23 protein-coding genes are annotated in these 22,497 nt (G+C 71.8%); 13 read left to right on the top strand and 10 right to left on the bottom strand.

The features are described from left to right. Window positions 1-22: 22 nt before the first annotated feature. Both ACWCSU_RS12180 and ACWCSU_RS12175 read right to left on the bottom strand, forming a co-directional pair. The gene (locus ACWCSU_RS12180) at window positions 23-499 is read right to left on the bottom strand and encodes a DNA translocase FtsK 4TM domain-containing protein (protein WP_357700583.1); all 477 of its coding nucleotides are present in this window, start codon (window positions 497-499) and stop codon (window positions 23-25) included. A 46-nt stretch (window positions 500-545) separates the two neighbouring features. Next, window positions 546-1,304, bottom strand: a complete 759-nt coding sequence (locus ACWCSU_RS12175; protein ID WP_357700581.1) for an alpha/beta hydrolase — start codon at window positions 1,302-1,304, stop codon at window positions 546-548. A 147-nt stretch (window positions 1,305-1,451) separates the two neighbouring features. Between ACWCSU_RS12175 and ACWCSU_RS12170 the strand changes: the two genes are divergently transcribed. After that, window positions 1,452-2,159 carry a lysophospholipid acyltransferase family protein gene (locus ACWCSU_RS12170; RefSeq protein WP_449934970.1) on the top strand — a complete coding sequence of 236 codons (708 nt, stop codon included), beginning with the start codon at window positions 1,452-1,454 and terminating at the stop codon, window positions 2,157-2,159. 20 nt (window positions 2,160-2,179) lie between these two features. Here ACWCSU_RS12170 and ACWCSU_RS12165 read toward each other — a convergent pair whose 3' ends face one another. Continuing rightward, a complete protein-coding gene (locus tag ACWCSU_RS12165; protein ID WP_449934969.1) occupies window positions 2,180-2,635 on the bottom strand; it encodes a MarR family winged helix-turn-helix transcriptional regulator in 456 nt (151 codons plus the stop codon). A gap of 81 nt (window positions 2,636-2,716) precedes the next feature. On the opposite strand from ACWCSU_RS12165, the gene ACWCSU_RS12160 reads away from it, so the two are divergent. Then, complete coding sequence (locus tag ACWCSU_RS12160; protein ID WP_449934968.1) at window positions 2,717-3,145, top strand: DoxX family protein; 429 nt, start codon at window positions 2,717-2,719, stop codon at window positions 3,143-3,145. A 77-nt stretch (window positions 3,146-3,222) separates the two neighbouring features. On the opposite strand, the gene mmuM is transcribed toward ACWCSU_RS12160, so the two are convergent. From mmuM to ACWCSU_RS12145, 3 genes are all read right to left on the bottom strand, one after another. Then, window positions 3,223-4,089, bottom strand: a complete 867-nt coding sequence (gene mmuM, locus ACWCSU_RS12155) for a homocysteine S-methyltransferase (RefSeq protein WP_364091318.1) — start codon at window positions 4,087-4,089, stop codon at window positions 3,223-3,225. A 404-nt stretch (window positions 4,090-4,493) separates the two neighbouring features. Continuing rightward, complete coding sequence (locus tag ACWCSU_RS12150; RefSeq protein WP_449934967.1) at window positions 4,494-6,890, bottom strand: VIT domain-containing protein; 2,397 nt, start codon at window positions 6,888-6,890, stop codon at window positions 4,494-4,496. Then, complete coding sequence (locus ACWCSU_RS12145) at window positions 6,887-7,531, bottom strand: helix-turn-helix domain-containing protein (protein ID WP_449934966.1); 645 nt, start codon at window positions 7,529-7,531, stop codon at window positions 6,887-6,889. Before ACWCSU_RS12145 ends, ACWCSU_RS12150 begins: the two co-directional genes overlap by 4 nt. A gap of 116 nt (window positions 7,532-7,647) precedes the next feature. On the opposite strand from ACWCSU_RS12145, the gene ACWCSU_RS12140 reads away from it, so the two are divergent. Both ACWCSU_RS12140 and ACWCSU_RS12135 read left to right on the top strand, forming a co-directional pair. Then, on the top strand, window positions 7,648-8,115 hold the full coding sequence (locus tag ACWCSU_RS12140) for a Dps family protein (RefSeq protein WP_357700567.1): 468 nt from the start codon (window positions 7,648-7,650) through the stop codon (window positions 8,113-8,115). Between the two features lie 269 nt (window positions 8,116-8,384). Further along, the gene (locus ACWCSU_RS12135; protein ID WP_357700565.1) at window positions 8,385-9,407 is read left to right on the top strand and encodes an alkaline phosphatase PhoX; all 1,023 of its coding nucleotides are present in this window, start codon (window positions 8,385-8,387) and stop codon (window positions 9,405-9,407) included. Window positions 9,408-9,551: 144 nt separating this feature from the next. On the opposite strand, the gene ACWCSU_RS12130 is transcribed toward ACWCSU_RS12135, so the two are convergent. Continuing rightward, the gene (locus tag ACWCSU_RS12130; protein WP_357700563.1) at window positions 9,552-10,409 is read right to left on the bottom strand and encodes a bifunctional helix-turn-helix transcriptional regulator/GNAT family N-acetyltransferase; all 858 of its coding nucleotides are present in this window, start codon (window positions 10,407-10,409) and stop codon (window positions 9,552-9,554) included. A 94-nt stretch (window positions 10,410-10,503) separates the two neighbouring features. Between ACWCSU_RS12130 and ACWCSU_RS12125 the strand changes: the two genes are divergently transcribed. Then, on the top strand, window positions 10,504-11,403 hold the full coding sequence (locus ACWCSU_RS12125) for a lactonase family protein (RefSeq protein WP_449934965.1): 900 nt from the start codon (window positions 10,504-10,506) through the stop codon (window positions 11,401-11,403). Window positions 11,404-11,492: 89 nt separating this feature from the next. Continuing rightward, on the top strand, window positions 11,493-12,950 hold the full coding sequence (locus ACWCSU_RS12120) for a N,N-dimethylformamidase beta subunit family domain-containing protein (RefSeq protein WP_449934964.1): 1,458 nt from the start codon (window positions 11,493-11,495) through the stop codon (window positions 12,948-12,950). On the opposite strand, the gene ACWCSU_RS12115 is transcribed toward ACWCSU_RS12120, so the two are convergent. Beyond that, window positions 12,907-13,632 carry a Clp protease N-terminal domain-containing protein gene (locus ACWCSU_RS12115; protein WP_357705284.1) on the bottom strand — a complete coding sequence of 242 codons (726 nt, stop codon included), beginning with the start codon at window positions 13,630-13,632 and terminating at the stop codon, window positions 12,907-12,909. The genes ACWCSU_RS12120 and ACWCSU_RS12115 overlap by 44 nt on opposite strands. 173 nt (window positions 13,633-13,805) lie before the next feature. Here ACWCSU_RS12115 and ACWCSU_RS12110 point away from each other — a divergent pair, with 173 nt between their 5' ends. Continuing rightward, window positions 13,806-14,831, top strand: a complete 1,026-nt coding sequence (locus tag ACWCSU_RS12110) for a 6-phosphofructokinase (RefSeq protein WP_357705286.1) — start codon at window positions 13,806-13,808, stop codon at window positions 14,829-14,831. A gap of 239 nt (window positions 14,832-15,070) precedes the next feature. Here ACWCSU_RS12110 and ACWCSU_RS12105 read toward each other — a convergent pair whose 3' ends face one another. After that, on the bottom strand, window positions 15,071-15,931 hold the full coding sequence (locus tag ACWCSU_RS12105) for an MHYT domain-containing protein (protein ID WP_357705288.1): 861 nt from the start codon (window positions 15,929-15,931) through the stop codon (window positions 15,071-15,073). Between the two features lie 114 nt (window positions 15,932-16,045). Here ACWCSU_RS12105 and macS point away from each other — a divergent pair, with 114 nt between their 5' ends. The 3 genes from macS (at window position 16,046) to thiI (ending at window position 19,102) form a co-directional block, all read left to right on the top strand. Next, a complete protein-coding gene (macS, locus tag ACWCSU_RS12100; RefSeq protein ID WP_449934963.1) occupies window positions 16,046-17,173 on the top strand; it encodes a MacS family sensor histidine kinase in 1,128 nt (375 codons plus the stop codon). 9 nt (window positions 17,174-17,182) lie between these two features. After that, entirely contained in the window at window positions 17,183-17,839 is a 657-nt protein-coding gene (locus ACWCSU_RS12095; protein WP_449934962.1) for a response regulator, read from the top strand. Between the two features lie 66 nt (window positions 17,840-17,905). Continuing rightward, window positions 17,906-19,102: a tRNA uracil 4-sulfurtransferase ThiI gene (gene thiI / locus ACWCSU_RS12090; protein ID WP_357705293.1), complete on the top strand. Its 1,197-nt coding sequence runs from the start codon at window positions 17,906-17,908 to the stop codon at window positions 19,100-19,102. A gap of 1 nt (window position 19,103) precedes the next feature. Here thiI and ACWCSU_RS12085 read toward each other — a convergent pair whose 3' ends face one another. Beyond that, window positions 19,104-19,394, bottom strand: coding sequence for a YiaA/YiaB family inner membrane protein (locus ACWCSU_RS12085; RefSeq protein WP_357705294.1), 291 nt, complete (start codon window positions 19,392-19,394; stop codon window positions 19,104-19,106). 156 nt (window positions 19,395-19,550) lie between these two features. Here ACWCSU_RS12085 and ACWCSU_RS12080 point away from each other — a divergent pair, with 156 nt between their 5' ends. The 3 genes from ACWCSU_RS12080 to ACWCSU_RS12070 all read left to right on the top strand — a co-directional run bounded on the left by ACWCSU_RS12080 (window position 19,551) and on the right by ACWCSU_RS12070 (window position 22,149). Next, a complete protein-coding gene (locus ACWCSU_RS12080) occupies window positions 19,551-20,147 on the top strand; it encodes a molybdopterin-dependent oxidoreductase (protein WP_357705295.1) in 597 nt (198 codons plus the stop codon). A 55-nt stretch (window positions 20,148-20,202) separates the two neighbouring features. Beyond that, window positions 20,203-21,342 carry a sensor histidine kinase gene (locus ACWCSU_RS12075; RefSeq protein WP_449934961.1) on the top strand — a complete coding sequence of 380 codons (1,140 nt, stop codon included), beginning with the start codon at window positions 20,203-20,205 and terminating at the stop codon, window positions 21,340-21,342. Between the two features lie 66 nt (window positions 21,343-21,408). Continuing rightward, window positions 21,409-22,149, top strand: a complete 741-nt coding sequence (locus ACWCSU_RS12070; protein ID WP_357705297.1) for a LytR/AlgR family response regulator transcription factor — start codon at window positions 21,409-21,411, stop codon at window positions 22,147-22,149. Window positions 22,150-22,497 lie beyond the last annotated feature (348 nt).

Genomic DNA, 22,497 nt, shown 5'->3' with positions numbered 1-22,497 from the left:
AGGGCCGCCCCACAGGGCGGCCCTACAGGACGGCGCCGTCGTCCCAGCCGGAGTCGTTGGGCGGGCCGTCGCCCATGCGCACCACCAGCGCCACGAACCCGCCGATGAACGCCGCCACCGCGGTGAACAGCGCCCAGCCCTCCATCTGCCAGCTCGCCATCGCGGCCACCAGCAGGTAGGCGGGCCCGCCGAACAGGGCCACCCACGCCAGCTTGGTGGGCAGGTCGAGCTTGGGCAGCGGCGGCGGGGGCGGGGGCTCGAAGTGCCCCTCGTCCTCGTCGTCGTCCCGGTTGTGGTCGGGTTCGTGGTCGGACTCGCGGTCGGGCTCGTCCTGGTCGAGTTCGAGCTCCTCGGAGGGTTTGACCACCCTGCGGGTGGGCTCGGCGGGCACGTTCTCGCTGTCCGGCCATGGCTGGTCGGCCGAGTCGCGCTCGGCTGTGTCGTTGAAGGACGCGACGATCTGCCGCCAGACCTCGTCCTCGTCACTCTGGGGCGTCACCTAGATGGGCCTCTCCGCAGCGATCGCGACTTCCCCCTGGGTGCGATCAGTCCCTCTGCAAGGGTACCGAGGCATGTGTCCGGATGAAGTCGAGGCTACCGGCAAAGATCCTGTCGGCATCGTTGTCCAGCGTCGCAACATGGTAGCTATCGGTAAGCTCCTCGATCGTGGCCTGCGGGACCTTCTGGCGAATGATCGCCACACTCGTCGGTTTCACCACGTGGTCGTCGCGGCTGTGGAAGACCAGCAGCGGCTGGGTGACCTTCGCCAGGTCGGCCCGCACCAGCGACCACAGCCCCGGCAGCGACGCGGCCGCCTTGACGGGCGTGCGGGCGTAGGCCAGCTCGGTCACGCCGGGCTTCTTGACGTCGTTGGCGACACCGGGCACCGACGGCAGGAACCACTTCAGCAGCGGCGCCAGCCTCAGCAGCGGCACGTCCACGGCGATGGACGGGTTGACCACCACCACGCCCCCGACCGCGTCCCCGTGCACCTCGGCCAGCCGCAGCGCCAGGCAGCCACCCAGCGACAGGCCCGCCACGAACACCTCCGCGCAACGCCCCTGGAGGTCGGCGAATGCCTTCTCCACCTCGGCGTACCAGTCTTCCCAGCGGGTGCGGTTCATCTCCTGCCACGTGGTGCCGTGGCCCGGCTGGCGGGGGAGCGACACGCTGACCCCGTGACCGGCCAGGTACTCGGCCCACGGCCGCAACGACTGCGGCGTGCCGGTGAACCCGTGGCAGAGCAGCACACCGACCTGACCCGCTTGGTGGTGGTAGGGCTCCGCGCCTGGCATGAGCGGCATAACAGCTCCTCCACGCAATTTCATCCCGGATCTGCCCGATCGTCGCACGTTCCGGGGTGATTGTGCGAGAGCTGATGTAGTTGCATCTCGCCAGGGATGGGAAGATGACTCTGCTCCATCATGATGTCCTGCGGAAGAGGTGGCCGGGTGTTCTACTGGGTGGTCAAGGCCATCTTGAAGCCGATCCTCATGCTCTTCCGTCCGTGGACGGAGGGTGGCGACAACGTACCCAGGCAGGGGCCCGCGATCCTGGCCGGAAACCATCTCTCCTTCGCCGACCACTTCTTCGGCCCGCTGCAGATCCGCCGCAAGGTGATCTCGCTCGGCAAGGCCGACTACTTCACCGGCACCGGCCTCAAGGGCTTCTTCACCCGGCTGTTCTTCAGCGGCGTCGGCACCGTGCCGATCGACCGCTCCGGCGGCAAGGCCAGCGAGGCCGCGCTCCGCACCGGCCTGCGCATCCTGCGCGAGGGCAACATCCTGGGCATCTACCCCGAGGGCACGCGTTCGCCCGACGGCCGCCTGTACAAGGGCAAGACCGGCGTGGCCCGGCTCGCGCTGGAGTCGCGCGTGCCGGTCATCCCGTGGGCCGTGGTCAACACCTACGAGATGATGCCGCCCGGGCGGGTGTTCCCCAAGCTCGGCATCCGTCCGGGCGTCAGGTTCGGCAAGCCGCTCGACTTCTCCCGCTACTACGGCATGGAGGACGACCGGCTGGTCCTGCGCGCGGTCACCGACGAGATCATGTACGCGCTGATGGAGCTGTCCGGCCAGGAGTACGTCGACAAGTACGCCGCCAGCGCCAGGGTCGAGATGGAACGCGCCGCCCGCGCCGCCGCCAAGGCCGCCTCCTAAGAGGCGGGCCCGCTTCCCCGTCAGGTCCTGAGGGCCTGTTCGCTCTTCGTCATCGCGCTGGTCAGTGAGGTCAGCTCCGCGCTGCTGAGCCGGTCGATCAGGTAGTCCCGCACGACCGCCACGTGGCCGGGCGCGACGCGTTCCAGGCAGCGCTCGCCCGCCTCGGTGAGCACGGCCAGCACCCCGCGGTCGTCGGAGGGGCAGGTGGTGCGCTCCACCAGCCCCGCCTTCTCCAACTGGGTGATCTGGTACGTCAGCGCGCTCTTCGACACCACCACGCCCCGGGCCAGCTCGGTCATGCGCATCTGACGGCCGGGCGCGTCCGACAGCCGCGCCAGGATCTCGTACTGCGGGTGTGTCAGCCCGGCCGTGGCCTTGAGCTGCTCCTCGATGCGCCGTTCGAGCAGGTGGGAGGCCGACAGGAAGGCGCGCCAGGCGGCCATCTCCGTGTCGTCGAGCCAGCGGGAGTCCGTCACGTCCCAAGTGTACTTGTTGTTCAGTTTTGAACTACCGGTAGAGTGGTTGTTCAAATCTGAACGACTCCATCTGGAGGTTCCATGATCGACCGGGCGCGTCCCATCGCTCTGCTGCTGGCCAGGATCGCCGTCGGGGTGATCTTCCTGGTGCACGGCTACCAGAAGTTCGCCGACATGGGCATCGCGGGCACCACGAAGTTCTTCGAGTCCGCGGGCATCCCGCTGGCCGGGCTGGCCGCGCCCGCCGTGGCCGTGCTGGAGGTGGTCGGCGGCATCGCGCTGATCCTCGGCGCCGCCCTGCCGGTCGCGGGCACGCTGCTGGCCCTGAACATGATCGGCGCGGTGGTGTTCGTCCACGGCGCCAACGGCTTCGGCGCGGGCGACGGGGGTTACGAGTTCGTCCTCGCCCTGGCGGCGGCGAGCCTGGCGGTGGGCTTCACCGGGGGCGGCGCCCTGTCCCTCGACACCGTCCTCGACCGCCGCCGCACCACCGCCCCGGTGACCGTCTAGAGACCGTCCCGTCCGGCCGCCTCACGGCCTTCGCGTGCGCCCTCTTCGGTGTGGCGTGCGCGAGGGCCCCGCGGCGCTCAGGTCAGGTGGGCGCGGATCTGCCTGATGTGGTCGGGGGTCGTACGGCAGCAGCCGCCGATCAGCGACGCCCCGGCGCGCTCCCACTCCTTGGCGGCCAGGCCGTACTCCACCGGGTCGGACAGGCCCAGCCAGCGGCGCCGCCCGGCGTCCCACGTCTCGCCGGAGTTGGGGTAGACCACGACGGGCAGGCCGCCGGACAGGCGGGCGACCAGGCCGGGGATGTGCCGCGGCGCCGTGCAGTTGACGCCCACCGCCACCACCTGCGGGTTGCCCGAGAACAGCGCGGCGGCCCGGTCGATCGGGGTGCCGTCGTTGATGTGCTCGGCGTCGCGGCAGGAGAAGCTCACCCACGCCTTGACCTCCGGCGTGGCGGCCAGCAGCCTGGCCAGCGCGCGCGCCTCGGCGTAGGACGGGATGGTCTCGCAGGCCAGCAGGTCGGCGCCGGCGGCGGCCAGGATCTCCCAGCGCGGACGGTGCCAGGCCAGCAGGCCGTCCTCGTCGAGGTCGTAGTCGCCGGTGTACTCGGCGCCGTTGGCCAGGTAGGCGCCGTAGGGGCCGACCGAGGCCGCCACCAGGCCGTGACCGGCCTCGTCGCGGGCCTGCCCGGCCAGCTCGACCGACAGCCTGATCAGCCGCTCGGCCTCGGACCGGTCGAGCCCCCGCCGCTGGAAGCCGGGGATGGTGGCCTGGTAGCTCGCCGTGGTCGCCACGTCGGCGCCCGCCGCGTAGTAGTCGGCGTGCACCCGCCTGATCAGCTCGGGCTGCTCCAGCAGCAGGCGCGCCGACCAGAGCTCGTCGCGCAGATCCGCGCCGAGCGACTCCAGATGCGTGGACAGGCCGCCGTCCAGGACGAGTGTGCTCACCCGTCCAGAATAGGAGGCCGCGGGCGATGATGGCGCACGAGAATGGCACGCCTTTTCCTGGGGACGTCCGAATATCGCGGCGAAGATATCGCGGGGCGTGAAATTCATAATGCTCGCGCGAGGATTCGGGTGGCGTCCGCGTCATGGGAGGCCGGTCGGCGGGTGGGAGTGCGCTGCGGCGTATTGCGCGGGGATCGCGCGTTATCGGGCTGATTGTTCGTCGAAATCGGCAAAGACTGTTGGATTCCCGGGTTCGGGGCGAACGGCGGCTTTGAAGGGATGCCGTGCGACATGGTCGGCCGCCTTTTCGTCATTCTCCAGGAGTGTCCCCGGGGTGCGGTTCCACCGCCCGCCCGGCGTCACGCGTGGCAGCGCCGCGTGATTCCGCAGCGCTGCCACAGGTGTCAGCGGCGTTTCCAGAAGGGGCCGCGGCGCGTTCCTGAGCCGGGGTCCCCCGGAAGGGCGGGACCGGCGGCGTCGTCGGCGGACCCTGGGGCACCGCCGGTGAGGCCGGTGAGGAGGTCGACGGCGTGGTCGTGCAGGGCCCGGAGGTCCGTGCCCGGACGCTCGGCCGCCTCCAGGTCGCGGGCCAGCGCCGTCAGCGCCTCGTTCCCGCCCAGGTACGCCGCCAGCGCCGCCAGCCGGGAGCCCAGGTCGGCCAGGTACAGCGCGTCCGGGACGCGCATCGCCGTGAGCCGGTCCAGTTCGGCCTTCAGCTGCGGCCTGACCGACTCCAGCCGGTGCGCCGGACGCGGTGACACCGGAGGCGCGAACATCGGCGAGCCCCCGAACCCCGACCCACCGGAACCCGGCGCGGGCGGCGGCGGACCGGCGGGGCCGCCGGCCGAGGGCGGCGCCGGGAAGGGGGCCTCGGCCGAGGAGGCGGCGGGCCCGCCGCCGGCCGGCGGCGCGAAGCCCTGAGGCATCATGCGGGGAGCGCTTGCCGGACGGGCCATCGTCATGGCCTGCGCCACGAACCCTCCGCCCATGGACGGGTTCGGCGGCAGCTCCCACCCGCTCGGCGGCTCGACCGGCTGGATGACCCGATGCTCGGGCCCGCCCTCCGCGACCTGCCGGGTGTCGATCGCCACGTACGCCGTGAACCTGCACAGCACGCCGTTCTCCAGCGAGACCCCCACGATCCGCGACTCCAGACCGTGCTCGCCCATGGCGTACCGGTCCTCCAGTTCGCGCAGATGGGCGCGGGCCCAGACGGCACGGAGGGCGGGACCGTCCGTGGTCACCCCCGTGACCCGCTCCTCCCACGGCCCCTCGGCCGACGTCCCGCGTACGGTGACGGCCTCGGCGCCCTCGCGGCACCGCCCGTACACCCGGAGCGGCACGCCCGGGAAGATCGAGCCGAGATGGGTGACGGTGTCCGGGTCGGTCTCCAGCCCCTTCAGGGACAGGTCCGTCACCAGCGGCGCGCCGATCCTGCGGTGGATCTGCTCCATCGCCGCGTCGAGCCGGTCCTCGGACTCCACCAGCTCGCACCGGCCCGCGCCCAGCCCGGCGAGCCTGCCGAGGAACCCGGCGTTCACCGCCCGGTCGATCCCGACCGTGTGCACCCGCATCGCCGACAGCGCGCCGCCGGTCTGTTCCAGGATCTGGTCCTCGTTGCCCACCTGGCCGTCGGTGACCAGCACCAGCACCCGCTCCCTGTCGCCGGGCGCGCCGAGCAGCGCGATGGCGCGGCGCAGCGGTTCGAGCAGTTCGGTGCCGCCGCGCGCGTCGACCCGCGCGAGGTGCTCGACCGCCCGGTACCGGTTGCGGTCGGACGCCTCCACCAGCCCCTCGAACGCCGCCTCGACCACCGAGTCGAACGTCAGCACGTCGAAACGGTCGTGCGCGGTCAGCGTGTCGACGATGCGCGCCGCCGCCCGCCGCGCCGCGACCATCTTCCAGCCGCCCATGCTGCCCGAACGGTCGAGCAGCAGCACCACGTCCCGCGGCGCGCGGGGGGCCTGGAGCGCGGGCGGGACGACGGTGAGCGCGAACGTCCCCCGGCCGTCGAACTGCAGCGACGTGGACGCCTCGAACGACAGGCGCAGCACGAAGTCGCGGTCGAGCCGCTCGCCCGGACGCAGCCGTACGGTGTGGTTCTCCTCCTCGACCACGTGCAGGCTGGAGGCCAGCTCCCGCAGGTCGAGGCCGGAGGCGTCGACGCGGGCGGTGAGCGAGAGGCGCACCGGGCTGGGGAAGCCGGGCAGCAGCACCGGCGGCGTGATCCTGGACGCGTCGGGCACGGCGTCGGTGTCCGGCGCGACCCCGGACCCCGCCGGGTCGCCGTCGAGCGGGGTGCCCGGGACGTACCGCGGGGCCACGACGAGCGGGAAGCGGAACGTCGCCGCGCCGTCCTCGTAGGGGAGGGGCTGGCTCATGCTCAGCCTGACCGAGACGCGTTCGCCGGGCAGGATGTTGCCCACCCTGATCGTGAACACGTCGGGCCGGTCCTCCTCGGCGATGGCCGCCCGCCTGCCCTCGCGCAACGCCTGGTCGTAGTCGGCCCTGGCCTGGCCGCGCTCCTTCAGCACGCCCTCCACGACCCGGTCGTCGGCCTCCATCCTGAACCCCGTCACCGCCGCCCGGTCGGGCAGCGGGAAGACGTAGGTCGCCTCCAGCGTGACGTCGAACGGGTTGCGGAACCCCTGCTCGACCTCGACCCCGGCGATGAGCCCGGCGATGTCGGCGTGGACGTCCACGCTCTCCAGCGGCAGGTTGCCGCGTTCGGTCAGCAGCGCGCCGAACCCGGCGTCCGGCACCGGCAGGCACCGTGCGGGCTCCAGCGAAGTGATCTTCACAGCAGTCTCCTCTCTACGAGCACCGCGAGCAGCGGTCCCGCCGCCGCCAGCACCGCCTGGACGTCCTCCTCGGACGGAGGCCGCCCCCCGTCCCACACGACCCGCACGCCGTCGCCGAGCGCGATCCCCGCGACCGCGCCTCCGGCGGCGTGCCCGCCCGTGTCCCCGGCCGCCGGTCGCGGCGCGGCTTCGGGGCCCCCCGGTTCCTGGACGGCGGCCGGGGTGGGACGGCTCGGCCGGTCGGCCCAGAACCGCCCCCGTCCCGCGTCGCCGCCGCCGTCCGGGCCGCCCGGTGGGGGACGCCGGACCGCCGGGCCCGGGGGCGGCGCGTCGGTCAGGCCGGCGGCCGTCGCCAGCGTCGTGTTCGTCGCCCCGGCCAGGGCCGTCTGGATCTCCGCGATCGAGTGCCCCGCGGCCTGCATGCGCTTGACGGCCACCAGTTGCAGCAGGTGCCGCCGGCCGTAACGGGCGATCCTGCCGCGCCGGGTCAGGGGCGGGTCCACGAGGCCGATGGTGGTGTACCACCTGATCAGGCGCTCCCCGGGCACATCGCGGACCCGGCCGTTGACCGGCTGCGCGCCGGCGCGCAGCGCGTGCGCCGCGTGCTCGGCCAGCTCGCCGATGGTCCAGGTGTCGCTCATACCTCCACAATGACACTGTCACTATTGCACTGTCAATGACGGAAAGATCGGAAGAATCGAGCCCCGAATGACGTTGTAAAAGGGGAAAAGCACTACTGAAGGGGAGGAAATACGACATGGCTACGATCACCGGTCCGCTCTCGGGTGACGCCAAGAACACTGTCGCCGAAGCCCTGCAGGGCGCCCTTGTCGATCTGATCGATCTGTCGCTGATCGCCAAGCAGGCGCACTGGAACCTCGTCGGCCCCCATTTCCGCCCGATTCACCTCCAGCTTGACGAGCTGACCGACCTGGCCCGTACCCATATGGACACCATCGCCGAACGCGCCGTCGCCCTCGGCGTGAACCCCGACGGACGGTCGGCGACCGTCGCCAAGTCCACCCAGCTCCAGCAGCCCGAGCGCGGCTGGCTGGAGGACGGCAAGGTCGTGGCGACCGTCACCGACATCCTCGACGGCATCAGCAAGCGCATGTACGAGCGCATCCGCGCCACCGACGAGGCCGACCCCGTCAGCCAGGACCTGCTCATCGCCGTGACGCAGGACATCGACAAGCAGCACTGGATGTTCCAGGCCCAGCGCTGACCGCAGGCCGACCGCGCAACCGAAAGGCCCGGGCACGAGCCCGGGCCTTCGCGCGTCCGGGCCTTCGTGTGTCCGGGCGTTTGTGTGTTCGGGTGGGGAAGTGGGCGATCTTCCGCGCAGTGGGTACGGACTGTCACGCATCGTCCAGGGACCGCCGACGATCTCCCGTCGCGACGGAGCGCGGGGTTTGCGCAGAGTTTGATGTCGCGAGTCCTTGCCATTCATGTCGATGCGGTCGACTAGCGTGGCACCTAGAGGGAGGCCCCACGATGTCCCACAAGACTCTCCTCCGCACGGGCCCGCTCTTGCAGGGCGGCATCAGCCCGTACGGGCCGCTCACGCCGGCGTCCGCCGACGGGCTCGCGCTGCCGCCGGGCTTCACCGGCCGGGTCGTGGCCCGCTCCGGTGACAAGGTGGCCGGGCTCACCTGGCACGCGGCGCCCGACGGCGGCGCCTGTTTCCCCGACGGCGCCGGCTGGATCTACGTGTCCAACTCCGAGCTGCCCCTGCTCGGCGGCGCCTCCGCGGTGCGCTTCCAGGCCGACGGCACGGTCGCCGACGCCTACCGCATCCTGTCCGGCACCGACCTCAACTGCGCGGGCGGCGCCACGCCGTGGCACACCTGGCTGTCGTGCGAGCTCGGCGACCGCGGCCGCGTCTTCGAGTGCGACCCCTACGGCGCCCGCGCCGCCCGTCCCCGCCTGGCCATGGGCCGCTTCAGGCACGAGGCCGCCGCCTGCGACCCCGAGCGGCGCGTCGTCTACATGACCGAGGACGAGCAGGACGGCTGCTTCTACCGGTTCCGGCCCGGCGACTGGGGCGACCTGACCGAGGGCACGCTGGAGGTGCTGTGCGCGTCGGGCGGATGGCGGCCGGTGCCGTCCCCGGCCGCGCTGCTCACCGCGGCCCGCCACCAGGTCGAGGACGCCCGCCACTTCGACGGCGGCGACGGCTGCCACTACGCGGGCGGCGTCTGCTACTTCACCACCAAGGGCGACACCGGCCTGTGGGCCTACGACGCGCAGACCTCCACGCTCGACCGGCTGTGCGAGGGCGTGCGCGCGATCACGGCCGCGCCCTCGGGCGACCTCTACGTGGCCAGGGAGACGACGGAGATCGACGTCATCGCCCCCGACCGGGCCGTCACGCCGTTCCTGCGGCTCACCGGGCACGACGGGGCCGAGCTCACCGGGCTGGCGTTCTCGCCGAGGGGCGACCGGCTCTACTTCTCGGCCAGGCGCGGCCGCACCGAGGGCCACACCTTCGAGGTCGGCGGCCCCTTCCGTCCCTGACCGGACGTCCTCGGCCCAGGCCGGGCAGCGGACCGGCATCAGCTTCAACTCGGCCACGAGCTGCCCCACCAGCGCCTCCAGCGGGCCGTCCGGGGTGACCCCCGCCGCCCAGAACCCCTCCCGGTCGTCGGTGTGCCGGGCCGCTCAACCGGTGGCCCCGAGGTCGAGCGACCACATCTCCTCCGTGACCTCGGCGCCGTTCTCCACGCCCCGTTCGGCCGACTCCAGCTCGAACCCGGCCGCCTGGTAGATGCGCCGCGCGCTCACCAGGCAGTCGCGCGTCCACAATGTGATCCGCCGGTAGCCGCGCGCCCTGGCGTGGCGCAGGCACTCGGCCACCAGGCGCCGGCCGATCCCGAGCCCCCGCGCCGACGGCTCCACCAGCAACATGCGCAGCTTGGCCGTCGTGTCGTCCTGGTGCACGCAGAACACGCATCCGGCGCGCTCGCCGTCGACCTCGGCGATCCAGCCGGCGTCGCGGGCGGGGTCGTAGGCGCCCACGATCCTGGCCACGAGCTGCTCGAACTCGGTGCCCCAGCCGTACTCCTCGCTGTAGAGGGCGCCGTGCCGGTAGGCGACCCAGCCCAGGTCGCCCGTCCGCGGGGGCCTGATCACGTACGAGCGCTCGGAGGGCTCGCCGAGCAGCCGCCTGATCGTCGCCATGCCGCCGACCAGCAGCGCCTGGTCCTCCTCGGGCAGGCCGCCGAGCAGGCGCTCGATCTCCTCGGCCGACCGGCGGTCGAGCCCGGCGAAGGTCGCGGCGCCGGCCTCGGTCAGCCGTACGAGCTGCTTGCGGGCGTCGGCGGCCGACCGCTCGCGCGACACCAGGCCGTCGCCCTCGAACCGGGCCAGGATCCGGCTCAGGTAGCCCGCGTCGAGGTCGAGCAGGCCGCGCAGCTCGCCGGTCTCCATGCTCTCGGCGTGCGCCAGCTCGAACAGCACCCGGACTTCCGTCAGCGAGTAGGGCGAGTCGAGCATGCCTGCCTGGAGGACGCCGATCACTTTCGTATAGAACCGGTTGAAGGCTCTGATCTCAGAAACCCTTGCCTCCGTCAACGAATTCATTGCTCCAGTCAACCATAAGAAGGATCCCGTTGTGAACCTGTACATAGGCGGCTACGGCCCCGGCATCGTGACCGCGGACGGCGAGCTGACCCGCGTGGCCTCGCCGTCGTTCCTGGCCGCGCACCCCACCCTGCCGGTGTTGTACGCGGTGGGCGAGTTGCGGCGCGGCTGGCTCACCGCCTTCACCATGGACGGCGGCCTGTCCCCGCTGGACGAACGCTCCAGCGACGGCGACAGCCCCTGCCACCTGGCGGTCCACCCCTCGGGGACCCTGCTGGCCGTGGCCAACTACGGCGACGGCACCGCGGGCCTGCACCACCTGGACGAGCGGGGGGCCTTCGCCGGCGACCCGATCGTCCTGAGGCACGAGGGCTCGGGCCCCGACCCCGACCGCCAGGCCGGCCCGCACGCCCACATGTGCGTCTTCCACGAGGACGTCCTGCACGTCTCCGACCTGGGCACCGACGAGATCCGCCGCTACCGCCTGGACGGCTCCCCGCTCGACCCGATCACCCTGGCCCCCGGCACCGGCCCCCGCCACTTCGCCTTCGCCGGCGACCGCCTGTACGTGGCCGGTGAGCTGGACGGCACCGTGACGCTCGTCGAGGGCGAGCGCCGCACCGTCGTCCCCGCCTCGCGCGCCGGGGGCGACAACGCGCCCTCCCACCTGCAGCTTGACGGTGACCTGGTCTACGTCGCCAACCGCGGGCCCGACACGGTCTCGGTGCTGCGCGCCGCCGACCTGACCCCGGTGGCCGAGGTGCCCTCGGGCGGCGACTGGCCCCGGCACTTCGCCATCGCGGGCGACCGCCTGTACGTCGCCAACCAGAACTCCGGCCAGGTGACCGTGTTCACGCTGAACGACGGGGTGCCCGAGCCGGCCGGGCAGTCGTACGAGGTGCCCAGCCCGTCCTGCGTGCTGCCCGCCTAGGAGGGCACGGCCTGTGCGGGGAGGCGGGCCCGTGTAAGAAGTTGACCAAGTGGTGGCCCGGCGCCCCGCCGGGCCACCACGATGGCCGGGTGCGCAAGATCCTGTCGCTCCTCGCCCTGCTGATCGCCGTCCTGCCCGCCGCCGGGTGCGGCGGCGCCCCCGTGCGGCCGGTGCCGTCCGCGGCGCCCGCGCCGCCCGCGCCGACGCCCTCGGAACCGGGCCGCCCGTCGCCGCCGCCGGTGAACGCGGGGGAGTCGTGGCGGATCACCACCCGCGGGGCCGAGCACGAGATCGAGGGCTACGCCGACCACGTGAGCGTGCTGCCCGGCGAGCGCTTCGCCCTGCATGTCTCCACCACCGCCCCGCGCTTCACCGCCGCCGCCTTCAGGATGGGCGCGCACCCGGCGAAGGTGTGGGAGTCCTCCCAGGTCAAGGGCGTACGCCAGCCCCCGGCCAGGACCGTGGACCGCATGGTGACCGCCGCGCACTGGAAGCCCTCGCTCACCGTGGACACCCGAGGCTGGACGGAGGGCGCGTACCTGATCAGGCTGGACGCCTCGACCGGCGCCCAGCGGTACGTGCCGATCACCGTGCGCTCGGCCTCGACCCGGGGCCGCGTGGTGGTGGTGAACGCGGTCACCACCTGGCAGGCGTACAACCTGTGGGGCGGGCGCAGCCTTTACCTCGGCCCCGGCGGCTTCGCCGACCGCTCGCGCGAGGTCACCTTCGATCGCCCGTACGACGGCGCCGGCGCCCGCCTGTTCCTCGACTTCGAGCAGTCGGCGCTGGACGTGGCCGAGCGCAGCGGCGTGCCCCTGGCCTACCTCACGAGCCTCGACCTCGGTCCCGGCGTGCTGGACGGCGCCAAGGCCGTGCTCTCGCTGGGCCACGACGAGTACTGGTCGCCCGCCATGCGCACGGCCGTCACCCGGGCCAGGGACAGCGGGACGAACCTCGCCTTCCTCGGCGCGAACGCCGTCTACTGGCGGATCGCGATCAAGGGCAGGACGGTCGCCTGCGACAAGGAACGGCTGTGCCCGCTGTGGCGGGACTCCCGCCCGGAGAGCGCCCTGGTGGGGCAGATGTACGACTGCTTCCCCGCCCAGGGCGCCTACACGGTCACCAGGCCCGGTCACTGGATCTTCGACGGCACCCGGGGGCGGCGTTTCCCCGGCATGGTCGGCCCGGAGAGCGACAAGGTCTCGCGCGGCTCGCCGAAGGGCGTCGAGGTGCTGGCCGACTCGTCGTTCTCGTGCGGGGGACGGGCGACGACGTCGCAGAGCACGTACTACACCGCGCCGAGCGGGGCCGGGGTGTTCGCGTCCGGCACGATGCGCTGGGTGTGCGCGATGCGCGGCAAGCGGTGCGGTCACGGCGTCCCCGAGTCCGCGGCCGCCTTCACCCGCCGCGCGACGGCGAACGTGCTGACCCGCTTCGCGGCGGGCCCCGCCGGCACGCCCCGGGAGGCACCCCTGAAGGCCCCCAGGAAGGCCCCCAGGAAAGCTAGGAGCGGCGCTCGCGCAGGATCGCCTCCAGTCGCTTCCTGATCTCCTGTTCGGCCGCCTCCTTGCGCACGCCGAGGTCGGCGAGGGCCTGCACCACCGGGCCCTCCTCCAGGGAGAGCACGCCGAGCAGCAGGTGCTCGGTGCCGACGTAGTTGTGCCCGAGCCGCAGCGCCTCCCGCAGGGTCAGCTCCAGCGCCTTGGCGCTCTGCGCGGCGAACGGCAGGGTGACGGGCGACTGCCCGCCGCCCGGCCCCATGGCCGCCGTGACGGCCTCCCTGACCGCCTCGGCGGACGCGCCGAGGGTGGCCATGGTCGAGGCGGCCAGCGCCTCCGGCACGTGCAGCAGCCCGAGCACCAGGTGCCCGACCTCGATGTGGTCGTGCCCCGACAGCCGCGCCTCCTCCTGCGACTTGACCACCGCGACCCGCGCCTTGTCGGTGTAACGGGCGTAGTTGCGCAGGTCGTCGGCGAGCGAGCTGCCCTCCTTGACCACGAACCGCTTCTGCGCGGCCTGTTTGGTGACGCCCATGCTGCGGCCGATGTCGGTCCAGGAGGCGCCGGAGTGGCGGGCGTTGTCCACGAAGTGGCCGATCAGGTGGTCGGCCACTTCGCCGAGGTGCTCGCCGAGCGTGACGGCGTCGGTGAGCTGGCCGAGGGGGTCGCCGTCCGGGTGGCGGCTCTTGATGGCGGCGATGAGGTCGTCGAGACGTACGGTTCCATCCATGCGTCAACCATAGGTTGACGTTCTCTCTTCGTCAACCCTTGGTTGACGAACGTGGTTCCTCTTCGGAAATGATCTGCGCCTGGCGTTTGGTCTAGACCACTGTGCGCCCCGGCAGGCACAATGCGAGCTGTCACCGAGCAATGGTTCGTGAACCCCATCGGGAGGAACCCGCCATGCGTATAGGAGTGCTCACCGGAGGCGGAGACTGTCCGGGTCTCAACGCCGTCATCAGGGCCGTGGTGCGTAAGGGGGTGAGCGCGTACGGCCATGAGTTCGTGGGGTTCCGCGACGGCTGGCGCGGCCCCCTCGAAGGCGACACGATGCCGCTCGACATCCAGGCCGTACGAGGCATCCTGCCGCGGGGCGGCACCATTCTCGGATCCTCCCGGACCAACCCGATCAAGATCCAGGGCGGCGTCGACCGCATCAAGGAGAACCTCCTCGCCACCGGCGTCGACGCCCTGATCGCCATCGGCGGCGAGGACACGCTCGGCGTGGCCAAGCAGCTCTACGACCGCGACGTGAACGTCGTGGGCGTGCCCAAGACCATCGACAACGACCTGTCCGGCACCGACTACACCTTCGGCTTCGACACCGCGGTCAACATCGCGATGGAGGCCATCGACCGGCTGCACACCACCGCCGAGTCCCACCACCGCGCGCTGATCTGCGAGGTCATGGGCCGCCACGCGGGCTGGATCGCGCTGCACGCGGGCATGGCCGGCGGCGCCAACGTGATCCTCATCCCCGAGAAGCCCTTCGACATCGACCGGGTCTGCGAGTACGTCGAGTCCCGCTTCCGCACCCGCTACTCGCCGATCATCGTCGTGGCCGAGGGTGCCCACCCGATCGAGGGTCAGATGGAGCTGCAGACCGGCACCCTCGACGCGTTCGGGCACGTCCGGCTCGGCGGCGTCGGCGAGGTGCTGGCCAAGGAGATCGAGAAGCGCACCGGCAAGGAGGCCCGGACGACCGTGCTCGGGCACATCCAGCGCGGCGGCACCCCGACGGCCTACGACCGGGTGCTGGCCACCAGGTTCGGCCTCCAGGCGATCGACGCCGCGCACGAGGGCGACTACGGCAAGATGGTCGCCCTGCGCGGCACCGACATCGTCCGGGTCGGGCTCGACGAGGCGACGGCCGAGCTGAAGACCGTGCCGGTGTCCCGGTACTCCGAGGCCGAGGTCTTCTTCGGCTGAGGTCTTCTTCGGCTGAGGTCTTCTTCGGCTGGGTGAAAGCGGCTTGCAAGCGCCGGGCCGTACCTTCTGGACAGCGGGGTTACCGCTTACAACCCCCCTCGGGGTACGGCTTGGGGCGCAGCGAGTCGGCGGCCCACTTCGCGCCGCAAGCCGTACCCAGGAGATAGCTCAACCGCGGGGCGCGCCGGGGAGATCCACCTCCGGCGCGCCCTCGTCGCGTTCACGGGGAGCGTCCGGGCTCAGCGGCGGGGCGTCCGCATCATCTGCTGCTGCGGGCGGGGGGCGGCCGGGGGCGCGGGGTAGGCCAGGCGCTGCTGCTGGGCGGTACGCCGGCGCAGCTCCAGGCGGGCGACCATCTCGGCGTCCTCGTGCAGTTCCTCCTCCGAGGGCGCGAGGATCACCATGAGCAGCATGGTCAGCGTGATCAGGCTGATCACGGTCATGAGGGGGACGAGGAAGTCCAGGGCGTCGGCGCCGGTGACCATGCCGGGCTCGGCGTCGACGGAGACCCGCATGGCGTACATGCCGGTGTAGTGCATGCCCGAGACGGCCACGCCCATGACCATCGCCGCGCCGGTGATCCAGATCGTCCTCTTGACCCGCAGGGTGAACCAGAGCGCGGCGGTCGCGGCCACGACGGCGATGACCACGGACGCGGCCACGGTCGTGCGGTCGTAGGAGACGTGGGCGCTCATGTTCATGGCGTACATGCCGAGGTAGTGCATGCTGGCCACGCCGAGCCCGGTGAGCAGGCCGCCGCCGAGCAGCGCCAGGGCCCGGCCGCGGCCGTAGGACACCAGGAACAGCCCGGTGCCGACCACCACGATGGCCACGGCGGCCGAGGCGACGGTGAGCGGCACGTCGTACTTGATCTGCGTGCCCTCCACCGCGAAGCCCATCATGCCGACGAAGTGCATGACCCAGATCCCGGTGCCGCCTATGGAGATCGCCGCGCCGATCAGCCAGCGCATCCGCGACGCGCCGCGGCTCGCGTGGGCCTGGGCGGTCAGCCGCAGTCCGAGCATCGAACCCAGGCACGACATCAGGTACGCGAGCAGCGGAGTGAGCGGTCCGTGGGTGAAATGATTAACAGCGGTCATATATCGACATTCCTTGTGATTAGGGGTTCACGGATTGTGCCATCCGTCCCGTCCCTATCGCATAGATAACGCAACTATCTGTCAACCGCCGTGTCGGAAACATGAAAAGGTCTCATGAGCATCGAGGGGCCCTTCTGGCGGGCGATCGCGGTCTTCCGCGTCGCGTCGCTGCTGTACGCCGCCGTGCTGATGGCCCAGTACCGCGGGTACGAGGAGCCGGTCATCGGCTGGCTGGTGATCGCCCTGATGGCCCTGTGGACGGCCGGGGCCACGTACGCGTACTCGGTCGAGGGGCTGCGCGGGTGGCCGCTGCCGGCCATCGACCTGCTGGTGGCCCTGGCCTGCCTGCTGGCCTCGCCGTACGTCGAGGGCGCCCGGCAGGGCGCGGCGGGCACCATGCCCGTGCCCGCCACCTGGATCGCGGCGCCCGTCCTGGCCTGGGCCGTGTACGGCGGCAGGCGCGCGGGCGCGGTGGCGGCGGCCGTCGTCGCCGCCGCGGACCTGTGGCTGCGCGTGCGCGCCCCGGACGCGCCCGTGATGATCAACGGCGCCGTCCTGCTGTTCCTGTCAGGAGTGGTGGTCGGACACGTGGCCCGGCTGGCCAAGGAGGCCGAGGAGCGCATGCAGCGCGCGGCCGAGATGGAGGCCGCCCAGCGCGAACGCGACCGGCTGGCCCGCGACCTGCACGACTCCGTCCTCCAGGTGCTGGCCCTGGTCCAGCGGCGCGGCCGGCAGATCGGCGGCGAGGCGGCCGAGCTGGGCCGGCTGGCCGGCGAGCAGGAGGCCGCGCTGCGCGAGCTCATCGCCGCCCGCCCGGCCCCGACCGGCTCCACCGACCTGCGCTCCCTGCTCATGCGGCACGGCTCGCCGCTGGTGACGGTCTCCACCCCGGCCACGCCGCTCGTCCTGCCCACCCCGGCGGCCGAGGGCGTGGCGGCCGCGGTCGGGGCCGCCCTGGACAACGTGCGCAGGCACTGCGGCCCGGACGCGCGGGCCTGGGTGTTCGCCGAGTCCTGCGACGACGTGGTCATGGTGACCGTCCGGGACGAGGGGCCCGGCATCCCCGAGGGCCGCCTGGAGCGGGCCGCCGCCGAGGGCCGCCTGGGCGTCGCGCAGTCCATCCGCGGACGCGTCGCCGACCTGGGCGGGACGGTCGCCGTCACCTCCGCGCCGTCGGGGACCGAGATCGAGATCAGCCTGCCCGCCGAGCGGACGCGGAAAGGCGCGGGCGGCCCCGGTTAGAGTGGCGTCATGGTGCGGGTCATGGTCGTGGACGACCATCCCATGTGGCGCGACGGCGTGGCCAGGGATCTGTCCGAGGCGGGCTACGACGTCGTGGCGGTGGTGGGGGAGGGGCGGCAGGCGATCCGGGCGGCCGGGGCCGTACGTCCCGAGGTCGTGGTGCTGGATCTGCACCTGCCCGACATGTCCGGGGCCGAGGTGGCCGCCGGGCTGGCCGGGGCCGACCCGGCGCCGAAGGTCCTGGTGTTGTCGGCCAGCGCCGAGCAGGACGACGTGCTGGCCGCGGTCAAGGCCGGCGCGTCCGGATATCTGGTGAAGTCGGCGAGCCGGGAGGAGTTCCTCGACGCCGTCCGCCGCACCGCCGACGGCGACGCCGTCTTCACGCCGGGCCTGGCCGGGCTGGTCCTCGGGGAGTACCGGCGGCTGGCCGCGGGTCCGGCCGCAGCCGGCCGCGCGGGCGACGAGGGGCCGAGGCTGACCGAGCGCGAGACGGAGGTGCTCAGGCTGGTCGCCAAGGGCCTGACCTACCGGCAGGTGGCCGACCGCCTGGTGCTCTCGCACCGCACGGTCCAGAACCACGTGCAGAACACGCTGGTCAAGCTCCAGTTGCACAACCGGGTGGAACTGGTCCGATATGCGATCGAGCAGGGCCTCGACGCGGACTAAACTCGATGGGTCGCGGCGTTGCCTTCCTACGGCCGCGCTTTCCCCGTCTTCCCCGGAGGTTCCACCATGACGATGTCCGCCCTGGGCGAGCCATGCGTTCTGCTCAAGCTGGGCGAGATCGTCCTCAAGGGCAAGAACCGTGAGCTGTTCGAGCGTCGCCTGATCGACAACATCCGCTTCGCGCTCCAGGATCTCGGCCTCAAGACGGACGTGCGCAGACGCCACGGCGTCGTCGCGATCTTCCTGCCCGAGGGTTCGGGCGTCGAGCAGGCCGAGGCGGTGGCCCGGCGGGTCGCCGACGTGCCCGGCCTGGTGTGGATCCACCAGACCTGGCGGGTGGCCAAAGACCCCGACAGCGTGCTCAAGGCCGCCCTGGAGCTGATCCGCGACCGCGAGGAGGTCGCCCGCGGGGCCCGCTTCGCCGTGCGCTCCCGCCGCCGCGACAAGCGCTTCCCGCTGCGCTCCAACGAGCTCGACCGGCTCGTCGGCGGCGCGATCAACGACGAGTACCACCTGCCCGTCGACCTGAAGAACCCCGAGCTGACCGTGCACATCGAGGTCGACAGGGACGAGGTGTTCGTCTTCACCGACGGCATCCCGGGCCAGGGCGGCCTGCCTGTCGGCAGCAGCGGCCGGGCGCTGGTGCTCATGTCGGGCGGCATCGACTCGCCGGTGGCGGCCTACCGGATGATGAAGCGCGGCCTCCACGTCGACTTCCTGCACTTCTCCGGCATCCCGTTCACCACCTCCGAGTCGATCTACAAGGCGTACGCGCTGGTCAGGAAGCTCGACAGGTTCCAGGGCAGGTCGCGGCTGTGGGTGGTGCCGTTCGGCAAGGCGCAGCAGTCGATCCGCAACTCGGGCCAGGACCGCCTGGCGGTGATCGCCCAGCGGCGGCTCATGCTGAAGACGGCCGAGGAGGTCGCCCACCGCATCCGCGCCGGCGCCCTGATCACCGGCGACGCGCTCGGCCAGGTCTCCTCCCAGACGCTGGCCAACATCACCGCCCAGGACAACGCGGTCGACCTGCCGATCCTGCGCCCGCTCGTGGGCTGGGACAAGACCGAGATCATGGCCGAGGCCCGGCGCATCGGCACGCTGGAGATCTCGGAGCTGCCCGACGAGGACTGCTGCTCCCTGCTGGCTCCCAAGCGCGCCGAGACCCGGGCCAAGATCGAGGACCTCAAGCAGATCGAGAAGCGGCTCGACGCCGAGGAGCTGTGCGTGCAGCTCGCCGACTCGATCCAGGAGTACACGCTGTAGGTCAGGCCGCGTCGACCTTGAACGGGTCGTGCTCGGCCAGCAGCTTGTCCAGCCTGGCCTGGTCCACGCGGTTGGTGACCTCCGCCAGCTCCTGCCGGTCGCGGACGACCTTGCACAGGTTGACCGTGGAGGTGACCACGTACAGCAGGCCGAGCGCGAGGAAGGCCCGGATCCAGCCGGAGGCCGGCAGGTAGATCAGGGCGATCACCACGGACGACACGGCGACGGCGAACGACAGGATCGCCTGGACGTAGAACGCGGTGGTCTGCGTGGTACGGATGGGCTTGGTCATGAGCTCATGGTGATCCCGCAGGCCAGGCCGCCGCATGAGGTCTCGTACTCAAGTTACTCCTGAGTACGACAAGGCCAGGGCCCAGCCCCGGGCGCGGGGCTCGGCCGGGCCGATGGCAGGATGGCCCAAGACGCGAGATCGGTGAGGGGAGTGATCGTGGAGGAGTCGCGCCTGCCTCCAGGCCAGTACGTCCCGCGCGGCCGCCCCGTGATCCACTACGGCAGGGTGCCCTCGTTCAAGCCGGACAGCTGGGACTTCCGCGTCTTCGGGGCCACGGCCTCCGGCGAGGAGCACTGTCTGACCTGGGCGGACTTCGAGAAGCTGCCCCGGGACACGCGCATCGCCGACTTCCACTGCGTCACCAAGTTCTCCCTCATGGCCAACGAGTGGCGGGGCGTCACCCCGGCCACGATCATGGAGCTGGCGCCGCCCGACCCCGGCGTGCGTCACGTCATGATCTGGGCCGAGTACGGCTACAGCGCCAACCTCCGCATGTCCGACTTCGCCGCCCCCGACACCCTGCTCGCCACGGAGCTGGACGAGAAGCCGCTCAGCCCCGACCGCGGTTACCCCGTACGCATCGTGGTCCCCCACCTGTACGCCTGGAAGAGCGTCAAATGGGTGCGGGCCATCGAATATCTCCTGGAGGACCGGCGAGGTTTCTGGGAGGAGCGCGGGTACCACAACCTGGCCGATCCCTGGCGCGAACAGCGTTACTCCTACCAGGAGGAACCCGGCGAGGGTCCACCCTAGACTTCACTCCGGGTTTCCGCCCGAACACGACCGGTTATTGGCTACGGTTTTGCGCATGCAGACCACCGCATGCGTGGCGCTCTCCCTTCTGACCTTCGTCCTCGGCTACGCCTGTGCCAGGGCGCGCCGCCGGCCGCTTCCCGGAGGCGGCGGCAAGGACGAGGCGACCTTCACCGCGTTGCACGTCGCGGGGCTGGCCGCGCCCGCCCTGCGTACCGGGCTCGACCGCGACTCGGCGCGCAAGGCCGTACGCCACCTGCACACGCTGCTCGGCACCCGGGCGGTCGCGATCACCTCCATCGACGCCGCGCTGGCCTGGGACGGCCCGTGCACCGACGACGTGCTCACCTACGCCCGCACCACCCTGGCCGCCGGGCGGGCGCAGGTGTTCGCCGGGCGGCCGTACGGGGCCGTGGTCGTGCCGCTGACCGTCGACGGCACGGTCGTGGGCACGCTGGCCGCCTTCGACGAGGAGGTCAGCGCGACGCTCGTGCGTACCCTGACCGAGCTGGGCCGCTGGGTGTCCGGGCAGCTCGAACTGGCCGACCTCGACGCCTCGCGACGGCGGGCGCTGGAGGCCGAGATGCGCGCGCTGCGCGCCCAGATCTCGCCCCACTTCGTCTACAACGCGCTGACCACGATCGCCTCGTTCGTCCGCACGAACCCCAAGCGCGCCCGCGAGCTGCTGCTCGACTTCGCCGACTTCTCCCGCTACGCCCTGCGCAGGGCCCACGACTTCACCACCCTGGCCGACGAGCTGACCTGCGTCGACCGGTACCTGCTGCTGGAACGCGCCCGCTTCGGCGACAAGCTGCGCTTCAGCATGCAGGTCGCGCCCGAGGTGCTGCCGGTGCCGGTGCCCTTCCTGTGCCTCCAGCCGCTGGTGGAGAACGCCATCAAGCACGGCATGCGCGGCCGGCGCGGCGGCGGCGAGGTGCGGGTCGTGGTCCGCGACGCCGGCCCCGAGGCCCACATCACCGTCGAGGACGACGGCACCGGCATGGACCCCGAGTGCGCCAGGCGCATGCTCGACGGCGAACCGGCCCGCGAGGGCGGCGGCATCGGCCTGGCCAACGTCGACCTGCGCATGCGCCAGATCTACGGCGACGGCTACGGCCTCGTCGTGGAGACCGCGCTCGGCGCCGGCACGAGGGTGCGGCTGCGCGTCCCGAAGACGCAATTTAGCTCATTGTAGTCTTTTCCTTACGCTGGGCTGGCGTGTCGCGGCTGACCTTTGCTTTCATACGGGAGCGTGGAGGCCATGCTGAGGGTCCTGGCAGTCGACGACGAGGTGCCCGCTCTTGAGGAACTCGCCTATCTGCTGCGCCAGGACACCAGAATCGAACACGTCGCGACCGCGGCCGACGGCGTCACCGCGCTGCAGGACATGGTGCAGATGATCGGCGGCGGCGAGCGGCTCGACGGGATCTTCCTCGACATCCGGATGCCGGGCCTCGGCGGGCTCGACCTCGCCCGGCTGGTCGGCGGCTTTCCCAGCCCGCCCAAGCTGGTGTTCGTCACGGCGCACGAGGAGTGCGCGGTGCAGGCGTTCGAGCTGGAGGCCGTCGACTACCTGCTCAAGCCGGTCCGGGCCGAGCGGCTGTCGGAGGCCGTCAGGCGGCTGGAGGCGGCCTCCGCGCCGCCCGCCGAGCCGAGCCAGGACGACGTCATCCCGGTCGAGCTGGGGGGCCGCACCAGGTTCGTGCCGCAGCAGGCCGTCTGGTTCGCCGAGGCCAAGGGCGACTACGTGCGGCTGCACACCGGCGACGGCAGCTACCTCGTCCGCATGTCGCTGGCCGCGCTCGAACGCCGCTGGTCGGAGGCGGGGTTCATCCGCGTCCACCGCAGCACGCTGGTCTCGGCGCGGCACGTCAGCGAGCTGCGTTTCGAGGGCGGCCGGGTCACGCTCACCGTCGGCACCGAGACGCTTCAGGTCAGCCGGCGTCACAGCCGCCAGGTGCGCGAGCAGCTCGTCCGCCAGCATCGCGGCGTCTTCTCCTGACCCTCGCCCGGCACGAACGGGCGGGCGTGAAGCAGGGCGTGCCGGCGGCCGGTCCACGGCCGGTCGCCGAGCCCGTCGCGGCTGCCCGATGGTAAAAGTTTTCCCAGGTCACATGGGTCGGGCGCCGTGCGGGCAGGGCCCGGCCGCGTCGCGCGGCCTCCGTGGAGAACCCAGGGAGCAACCGTTCGTCGCCGGTGGGTGACCGTTCATCGGGCAGACACCCTCCGTATGTCGATGACTACAGACCGTTCAGCGAGCTGACCGTGAACGGGGTGTCTCCTACAAGATCGCGACCGTAGTGTTTCGGCATCGGAAGCCACCCGGCGCATCGGGGGGGACGGGTCGCGA

Source organism: Nonomuraea sp. NPDC001699, from assembly GCF_053596455.1.
This window is presented reverse-complemented; position numbering and strand designations above follow the sequence as displayed.

Coding starts and splice junctions, on each gene's coding strand:
- ACWCSU_RS12160 (WP_449934968.1), top strand. CDS start 2,717: ATGATCGACCGGGCGCGTCCCATCGCTCTGCTGCTGGCCAGGATCGCC.
- ACWCSU_RS12105 (WP_357705288.1), bottom strand. CDS start 15,931: ATGACCGCTGTTAATCATTTCACCCACGGACCGCTCACTCCGCTGCTC.
- ACWCSU_RS12115 (WP_357705284.1), bottom strand. CDS start 13,632: ATGGATGGAACCGTACGTCTCGACGACCTCATCGCCGCCATCAAGAGC.
- ACWCSU_RS12110 (WP_357705286.1), top strand. CDS start 13,806: ATGCGTATAGGAGTGCTCACCGGAGGCGGAGACTGTCCGGGTCTCAAC.
- ACWCSU_RS12085 (WP_357705294.1), bottom strand. CDS start 19,394: ATGACCAAGCCCATCCGTACCACGCAGACCACCGCGTTCTACGTCCAG.
- macS (WP_449934963.1), top strand. CDS start 16,046: ATGAGCATCGAGGGGCCCTTCTGGCGGGCGATCGCGGTCTTCCGCGTC.
- ACWCSU_RS12135 (WP_357700565.1), top strand. CDS start 8,385: ATGTCCCACAAGACTCTCCTCCGCACGGGCCCGCTCTTGCAGGGCGGC.
- ACWCSU_RS12145 (WP_449934966.1), bottom strand. CDS start 7,531: ATGAGCGACACCTGGACCATCGGCGAGCTGGCCGAGCACGCGGCGCAC.
- ACWCSU_RS12175 (WP_357700581.1), bottom strand. CDS start 1,304: ATGCCGCTCATGCCAGGCGCGGAGCCCTACCACCACCAAGCGGGTCAG.
- thiI (WP_357705293.1), top strand. CDS start 17,906: ATGACGATGTCCGCCCTGGGCGAGCCATGCGTTCTGCTCAAGCTGGGC.
- ACWCSU_RS12070 (WP_357705297.1), top strand. CDS start 21,409: ATGCTGAGGGTCCTGGCAGTCGACGACGAGGTGCCCGCTCTTGAGGAA.
- ACWCSU_RS12140 (WP_357700567.1), top strand. CDS start 7,648: ATGGCTACGATCACCGGTCCGCTCTCGGGTGACGCCAAGAACACTGTC.
- ACWCSU_RS12075 (WP_449934961.1), top strand. CDS start 20,203: ATGCAGACCACCGCATGCGTGGCGCTCTCCCTTCTGACCTTCGTCCTC.
- ACWCSU_RS12095 (WP_449934962.1), top strand. CDS start 17,183: ATGGTGCGGGTCATGGTCGTGGACGACCATCCCATGTGGCGCGACGGC.